We start from the raw sequence: 8,047 nt of genomic DNA, 5'->3' as shown, positions 1-8,047 counted from the left end.
GACGCGAAGCTTGCTTACGTGATGGGCAAAGCCCGTAAAGTGATTTATTCACAAAGAGGGTAAGAGGCGCTGCGCTTTTAGAGGAAGAGATAGTTCTAAAAAGATTGTTGTTGGCCTTTATGTTTTCTCATTTACTTCTCATTCGCTTCTCTTTGTGAAAAAATTTTGGCTTTGATTGTAGTAGTAAAGTTATATAAAACAAAAAACGCGACACTTTATTGCTAAAGTGTCGCGTTTTAAAAGTGTTCTACACAAACTTAAACTAAATTACATGCTTTGCGCGTAGTTATATAAAGCCTTTAAAATGGTTAGGTTTTTTTCGCTGTCGTCGTGCTCATGGGCCAAGTTTTCAAGGGTGATCATAAAGTCTTGTGCGCTAATTGAGGGTTGATCTTCTCCGTGCATTAACTTGTTTTGGCAATACTGACGCCATTGGTCAAGCTCTTGCTGGTTTAGCGTTTCTGGCCAGTTTCGTGCACGGTATCTAAACAGTAATGTATTGAATTTTTTATCTTCAAAATCTAAATTTAAGCCCGCTAGCTCGTCTGGTTTAGCATCGCGAATAATCGCAAATTTAGCTTTGTCGGCGTGGCTTGTAAAGCCATCGTAAAGTAAGTAATCAACGTTAGTGGTCGCGCTGTAATCGCCTTTTTCGTTAAACACCTCAGTTACTTTATCGCGAAGCTCGGTATTGGCTTTTAAAATAGCTAAATTAGCGAGGCATTGCTCGCGGTCAATGCCTAAACGGGCTGCGTTTTCAGGCAATAACGTTTTAGCAGGCGCTAAAATAGGGCACTTGTTTAAATGCACCAATTTTAAACCAACAGGTAAATCACCCTCGGCTAAATCAACGCGTTTGGTGTATAAACGATTGCGTAGTTCTTCTACGTTTAAATCAAGCAATACTTGCGGGTTTTGGGTTAAATCAAAACATATAACGGCGTTTTTATTTACCGGATGAAAGCTCATAGGCGCTACCCACGTAGTACAGCCCTGCGTTGCAGGAATGCGTGACGAGGTATGTACCAGCGGCGTCATGTTAAATACATCAACTAACTCACCAAGCGCTTTTTTATTACGCAGCCCAAAAAAGAAGTTATAAAGCTTTGGTTGTTTTTCTTTTATAAGTTTAGCCAGTGCAATAGTGGCAGTTACATCGCTTAGCGCATCGTGCGCAGCGGCGTGTTCAATGCCATTAGCTACCGTTAAATGTTCAAGCTTAAAGCTCGGGCTGCCGTCTTCTTTTAACGGCCATTCAATGCCCTCAGGGCGCAGCGCATAACATGCACGTACTAAATCAATAATATCCCAGCGGCTGTTATTGTTTTTATATTCGCGCTCGTACGGGTCGTAAAAGTTACGGTAAAAGCTATAACGGCTTACTTCGTCATCAAAGCGAATACTGTTATAACCAGCAACACAGGTGTTTGGCGCACTAAATTCAGCGTGAATTTTGGCTATAAACTCAGCCTCAACCAAACCTTTTTGCATCGCCACTTGTGGCGTAATACCGGTAATTAAACATGCCTCAGGGTGAGGCAAGTAATCCGCTTGCGGCTTACAATATTCAATAAGCGGCTCGCCAATTATATTTAAATCAAGATCGGTACGAATTCCCGCAAACTGGCTCGGCTTATCTTTTTGAGGGCTCGCCCCCCAGGTCTCATAATCGTGCCAATAGATTGTTGCTTGATTTTGCTCTTGATATGCCATGCTAAAAACCCTGAGAAGTTAACTTAAAAACGCCTAAATGCACGCCAAGTTACTAAAATAATGAATTATTTAGATTATGGCATATGGGCGAGGGAGTTTATAGGTTTGGGTGATAAATGATGTTATGGAACTTTGTAGTAATACGTCAAGTTTGAGTTTTGTTCCTATTCACAATCACGAATTAAAAGTAAGGGGGCGCGCCGTTATAGCCCATGGCTTGCTAACCTTTTTGCAAATAGTTATTACCGGTCCAAAGTAAATCAAACGCAAATTTGCTAAGCACTTGGTGCTTTAACAGCTGGTTTGGTTGCAGACATAGGCTTTAAGTTTGAAGCTGTTATGGAAAAGTTAAGCCACTTGAACGGACTAAGTAAAGAGCGGGTTCGGTTACTGATTGTATAAATACCTATTGCCGTAAATTAGTAATTCTCCATTAGACTAAAGTCTATAAGTTAATTTTCTTCACTTATTGGTTTTGTTTTAATCGTTTGTCGGTTTTGTGTTAATTCTCTAAAGTTGAATTGTCGGCATCAAGCACGACTAACTCAACAGGAATATAATCATGAAAAGCTCACTTATCAAAACCATCGCTCTTGGCTCTTTATTAACTTGCTCAGCTGCTGTAATGGCTGATACAAGTGACTACAAATTAATGGTTATCGAACAAGCGACTGCACCGCAGCCAATTGAGCAGTCATTTAATAGTTGCGCACTGAATGTTAAGTCAAAAAACTATGCAGAGGCTGAAGCAATTTGTACAAAAGCAATTGCACTTTTAAAAGATGCAGACGGCCCTAAATTTAAAGTACGCCAACTTACGTCATTCGCGTTAAGTAACCGAGGTGTTGCGCGCTTAAAATCAAATAAAGACACCGCAGCCATTGCTGATTTGTACGAGGCTAACCAAATGTCTAACAGTACAATGGTATCGCATAATTTAACACTTGCTAAAGAAGAGCTTGCGCTATAAAAAAGCACTAAACATGCTTTAATTAAGCCAGTGTATAAAAAGCCCATGTTAGGTTTATTCTTAGCATGGGCTTTTTGCGTTGCACGGTTAAAAAGTGCAAATCATAAAAGTGGAAACTACCTATTAGGCTTTAAATTTAAGAGAGCTAGATTATGGATGTCACCAGTACGTTGAGTATATTTGAAATTAGCGCGATTTTTTTATCTATAACCGCATTACTTGCTTATATAAATCATCGGTTTATAGGCCTGCCAACCACCATTGGGGTGATGGTTATTTCGCTTTTAGTGTCTATTGCGGCCATATTTTTGGGCTTTTTAGGGTTTGATGAACTTATTGATTACGAAGTAAGCCTACTTGATCAACTCAATTTTACTCATGTATTGCTCGACGGCATGCTCTCAATGCTGCTTTTTGCTGGGGCGCTGCACGTTAATGTAAGTGACTTAAGACGTTATAAATTACCCATAGGTATTTTAGCGTGTGTGGGTACGCTAATTTCAACAGTGATTATTGCTGCAGCGTTATATGTGGTAGTGCCTTTATTGGGATTTAATTTACCGTTTATATGGTGTTTATTATTTGGTGCGTTGATTTCGCCAACCGATCCGATAGCGGTGATGGGTATTTTACGTTCTGCTGGTGCGCCTAAAAGCATTGAAACCGTAATAGCGGGGGAGTCGCTATTTAATGACGGTATAGGCGTGGTGGTATTTGCGCTTTTATTAGGAATTTTAACCAGTGGTGATATGCCAACTACATACTCAGTGGCTCATACACTCGCTGTTGAAGCTGGGGGCGGTATAATATTTGGTTTAATATTAGGCAGTGCTTTAAATTATTTATTAAAAGCAATAGATAGCTACCAAGAAGAAGTATTACTTACGCTAGCGGGTGTTATAGGCGGTTATGCATTGGCGAGTCACTGGCACTTATCGGGGCCACTTGCGATGGTTATGGTGGGATTAATGGTGGGTAATCATGGCCGTAATTTAGCCATGAGTGATAAAACACGCCACTATGTTGATTTGTTTTGGGAGCTAATTGATGAAATTTTAAATGCCATTTTATTTGTGCTAATTGGCCTTGAAGTGGTAATGATTGTGTACTCAGCTAATTTGCTGGTGGCGGGCGTTTTAACCATTTTAATTGCGCTATGCGCACGTCTTATTGTGGTTGGCCTAACAACAACTATTTTTAATAAACAGCTCGAGCTGCCCAGCGGTGCATGGAAAGTGTTAACCTGGGGAGGATTACGTGGCGGTATTTCGGTGGCACTAGTATTGCAGCTACCTGATGGAGCGCAGCGTAATATATTATTGGCTTTAACTTATGCAGTGGTGGTTTTTTCAATTTTAGTGCAAGGCTTGAGCGTAGGAAAAGTCGCGAAAAGCATAAAAACAAAATAAATTTTAAAGACTGATTTTTGTACAGTTTGCTGGCTTGTATGCGTAACTACTGCATAACACTCGTTTTAAAACCTTTTTCAAAACAAGCAGTAATTACGCTGGTTTACACGCTGTTAAACATTTAAATTTGTACGTATATTAGACTAAAGTCTATAGGTTAATTTTCTTCACTTATTGAGTTTGTTTTTCTCGTTTGTCGTCGCTGAGCTATTACTCTAAAGTTCAGTTGTCGGCAACAAGCGCGACTAACTTAATTAGGAAAGACAAACCATGAAACGTACACTTTTAAAAACCATCGCTCTTGGCTCATTACTAACTTGCTCAGCAGCTGTAATGGCTGATTCAAGTGACTACAAACTAATGGTTATCAAAACCGCTACTGCTCCATTGCCACTTGAGGAGTCATTCAATAGCTGTGCACTTAACGTTAAATCTAAAAATTACGCTCAAGCTGAAGAAATTTGTACTAAAGCCATTGCACTATTAAAAGATGCACAAGGCCCTAAATTTAAAGTACGCCAGCTTACATCGTACGCTTTAAGCAACCGTGGCGTTGCACGTTTAAAAGCGCATAACGATACAGCAGCATTAGCTGATTTATACGAAGCAGTACAAATCTCTGAAAACACATTAGTGTCTCATAACTTAACTCGCGCTAAAGAAGAGCTTGCCTTATAAAGCAATTTAATTAGCGAGAGTCACAAAAAAGCCCCTACCGATTTATATTAGGTAGGGGCTTTTTTGTGCGTGTAATAAAATTTTTTATAAAACTCACATGTAAATTTAAAAGCGAGAAAGCCCGTTTTAGAAAGCTTAATTTTTGGAATTATTACTTTTACCTGTTTTTTATACGAGGTTTCTGTAAAATTAATGAGTTAACATTTGTTATTGATTTATAACACCTGTTATTGACGTAATCATTCAACTGAATATAAGCAGGTTATATGATTTTCTATATTGTTGGGTTGAGTACATTGGTTATTATTTTGTGTTTAGCTATTTATGTTATTTATAGCAATATACGCAAAAACCGAGTAAGAAAAACTAAGGAATACAATGTGCTGTTTGATAAAGACACCATTGTAGATGAGCTTATTACTCAACTTACGGATAAAAACCAAGCCCAAGCAGATAAACATAAAAAAATAAAAGGCAAAGAAGAGATCCTTGCAACATTTATAGAGTTGCATCGCTCAGGTAGTTTTTGTGCGCATTTAAGCGAGCAAGAAATTATTTACTTTGTTAAGAAAAAACTAAACATGGAGAGTAATGAAAATGGGTAGCGATAAAAAAGCGGTTCCAGAAGAAAAGTCACAATCATTTATAGGTCGTTTCGGCCGCCGAAATGTCATTTTAGTAACATCAATAGTGGTTGTGTTGGCTGTTATAGCAACGCTTACTTCACAAGTTATTTCTTGGAACGAAGCTGACGAGCGCTTAGTTCATCAATCGGCGTTTACCGGAAAGTTAACGGTTATTAACCAAGCTGGCCCATACTTAAAAGCATTTGGCACTACATCTGCTTATAAAAAGGTTATATCGATTAACTTTACGGGTGACGAAAACGCGACTGCCAGTGCAATTGTACCTCTTATTCCAATACGCTTTTTGGATACAACAACCGGTGGTGCACGTGGTGTATCGCGCTTTAGGTTGCCAGGCAATGTACCAGCCACTGAAAAAGGTGAATTACGTGGATTACTAAAAATACACGAAGAGTTTGGTTCGCAAGATACGCTTATATCTAATTTACTTATGCGTGCTACTACAGAAAACGTTAAAGCGTCGGCGCGTATGATGTCGGTTGAGCAGCATTATTCTGGTGGAAACGGGCAACTTAGCCAAGACTTCTCTGATCAACTTACTAATGGTATTTTTGTTACTGAGCAAATAATCAGCAGCGGTGAGCGGGATAAAAGCGATGAACTAGGCAGCTTAAGTAAACAGCAGCGTGTAACGGTAAATATTAAATCTGATAAAGAGGGTAAACCGCTGCGTAATGCGCCGATTTTAGGTGCGTATGGTATTACTGTTGTAGATGCAAGTATTATTGATATTGACTACGAAAGTAAAGTAAACGCGCGCTTAGAAGCGCAAAAGCAAGCGGCTGCAGATGAAGCCTTGGCACGTCAAAATCTTAAAAAAGCAGAGCAACAAGCGCGTACAGAAGTTGCCTTAGGCGAACAAGCAATAGCAAAGCAGCGGGCAGAGTCTGAAAAGCTTAAAATTAAAGAGCAAATCGATGCCGAGCGTATTAAAGCGAATGCTATTATTTCTGCGCAGCAACGTGTAGCTGTAAAAGCTGAGTTGGCTAAAGAGCAAGAAGAGATATTAAAGCAACAGCGTTTAGAAGCACTAGGCATGGATGTGTTAGCTGAGGCACGCTTACGTGCTAAATCAGCAGCGCTTGATCCTAAATATGTGTTTGATGAAACATTAAAAGCTGAGGTGAAAATTCAAACTGCTTTATTCAATAGTTTAGGAAAAAGCCGTTTAGTGCCTGAAATTGTAATAGGTGCAGGGCAGGGCGAACAAAGCAATGGTTCTGAATTTATGCGATTATTAGCGGCAGATGCGGCTTTAAGTCTTAAAAAACGTTTAGAAAAAGACCAAAAATAAACAATTAAATATACAAGCAATAGTGAGTTTTTAGTTATAAAGACTCTACACCAATAAAAACGCTGGCTGATATATCAGGCAGCGTTTTTTATTGTGTGTTTTTTGCTATTGTATTATGCAAATAAGCCTATACCAATTCGCAATAATACTTAATTAAGCGAATTGGTATTAGATGCTAGTGAAAACAGTTTTTTTAATTACACAGTAAAAAGAGTGAGTAGTATTGATGGGCTCCAGCAAAAATCAGCTTAATTTAGACTTAGGACAAGAGCATATTACTATCCAACGCCGTTATGAAGCATTAGGCGCAGTTAACGATTTTTTAATTGCGGTGTGGTTTTTAATTGGTAGCTTTTTCTTTTTAAATGAGTCATTAGTTGAAAGCGGTACCTGGCTTTTTATAGCTGGCAGTGCGCAATTAATAATAAAACCTGTATTAAAATTAATGAGTTTAGTTCACGTTAAAAAAGTGTTTCGTTCTAACAATACTCACTAGGCGTTCAGGTATTGTAATTAATAATTTAATGACTATTCACAGCAAAGGTAATGCATTGAAACTACTAAAGTGGACTTTGGGCGCAGTTATAATTTTATTAATAGTGGGTTTACTCATTCCTGAGAAGCTAGTAGTTCCTGTGCAAGGCGCTACAAGTAAGGATTGGAACCACAATACGTTTTGGTATGAGCCGTGGGGGCGCTCGGGTGTGCATAAAGGAATTGATATTTTTGGCGCTAAAAACACCCCTGTGGTTGCTGCAACAAGCGGTATTGTTATTTTTTCAGGTGAACTAAAGCGAGGTGGCAAAGTGGTTGCGGTATTAGGTGCAAAATGGCGAGTGCATTATTTTGCACATTTAAATGACTACAATGTAAGTGCAGGGGATGTAGTTAGCATAAACAGCCAAATTGGTTTACTGGGTGATACCGGTAATGCTGCAGGAAAGCAACCCCATGTGCATTATTCTATATTATCGCTTATGCCTATGCCGTGGCTTTTTACAACACAAAGCCAAGGGTGGAAAAAAATGTTTTTTTTAAACCCACATAAAAAGTTGACTGCTAACTAACTCAGTTTTACTTATAAGTGGGCCGTTACAAATTAACTGCCAACGTAGTTAACTCTCCTGTTTTTGCTGTATTTTTTGAGAGTGAAAGAAACGCTATTTAAAGCAGGTGTTAGACTAAAGTCTATAGGTTAGATTTTCTCACTTATTAGGTTTGTTTTTATCGTTTGTCGGGGCAAGAGGATTTATCTAAAGTTAAGTTGTCGGCAACAAGCACGACTAACCAAACAGGAAGATAATCATGAAACGTACACTTTTAAAAACCATCGCTC

The 8,047-nt window shown here is 38.8% G+C and carries 8 protein-coding genes; 7 read left to right on the top strand and 1 reads right to left on the bottom strand.

The window, feature by feature from the left end; all coding sequences use genetic code 11:
• Positions 1–267 precede the first annotated feature (267 nt).
• Positions 268–1,713, bottom strand: a complete 1,446-nt coding sequence (gene sbcB / locus PAT01_RS19525; RefSeq protein ID WP_138577901.1) for an exodeoxyribonuclease I — start codon at positions 1,711–1,713, stop codon at positions 268–270.
• 562 nt (positions 1,714–2,275) lie between these two features.
• On the opposite strand from sbcB, the gene PAT01_RS19520 reads away from it, so the two are divergent.
• The 7 genes from PAT01_RS19520 (at position 2,276) to PAT01_RS19490 (ending at position 7,778) form a co-directional block, all read left to right on the top strand.
• Entirely contained in the window at positions 2,276–2,683 is a 408-nt protein-coding gene (locus PAT01_RS19520) for a hypothetical protein (protein WP_154946031.1), read from the top strand.
• Between the two features lie 152 nt (positions 2,684–2,835).
• Entirely contained in the window at positions 2,836–4,092 is a 1,257-nt protein-coding gene (locus PAT01_RS19515; protein WP_154946030.1) for a cation:proton antiporter, read from the top strand.
• Positions 4,093–4,362: 270 nt separating this feature from the next.
• Positions 4,363–4,770, top strand: coding sequence for a hypothetical protein (locus tag PAT01_RS19510; RefSeq protein ID WP_004587203.1), 408 nt, complete (start codon positions 4,363–4,365; stop codon positions 4,768–4,770).
• Positions 4,771–5,036: 266 nt separating this feature from the next.
• Complete coding sequence (locus tag PAT01_RS19505; RefSeq protein ID WP_039972209.1) at positions 5,037–5,375, top strand: hypothetical protein; 339 nt, start codon at positions 5,037–5,039, stop codon at positions 5,373–5,375.
• On the top strand, positions 5,368–6,711 hold the full coding sequence (locus tag PAT01_RS19500) for an SPFH domain-containing protein (protein ID WP_138577931.1): 1,344 nt from the start codon (positions 5,368–5,370) through the stop codon (positions 6,709–6,711). The genes PAT01_RS19505 and PAT01_RS19500 overlap by 8 nt, the downstream gene beginning before the upstream one ends.
• Positions 6,712–6,937: 226 nt before the next feature.
• The gene (locus tag PAT01_RS19495; protein ID WP_004587206.1) at positions 6,938–7,207 is read left to right on the top strand and encodes a YrhK family protein; all 270 of its coding nucleotides are present in this window, start codon (positions 6,938–6,940) and stop codon (positions 7,205–7,207) included.
• 55 nt (positions 7,208–7,262) lie between these two features.
• Complete coding sequence (locus PAT01_RS19490) at positions 7,263–7,778, top strand: M23 family metallopeptidase (protein WP_154946029.1); 516 nt, start codon at positions 7,263–7,265, stop codon at positions 7,776–7,778.
• Positions 7,779–8,047: the final 269 nt, after the last annotated feature.

The sequence above is a fragment of the Pseudoalteromonas atlantica genome (genome assembly GCA_007988745.1).
Lineage (GTDB): Bacteria > Pseudomonadota > Gammaproteobacteria > Enterobacterales > Alteromonadaceae > Pseudoalteromonas > Pseudoalteromonas atlantica.
Note: the sequence above shows the minus strand (reverse complement) of the source record. Positions and strands in the feature narration are given on the sequence as shown.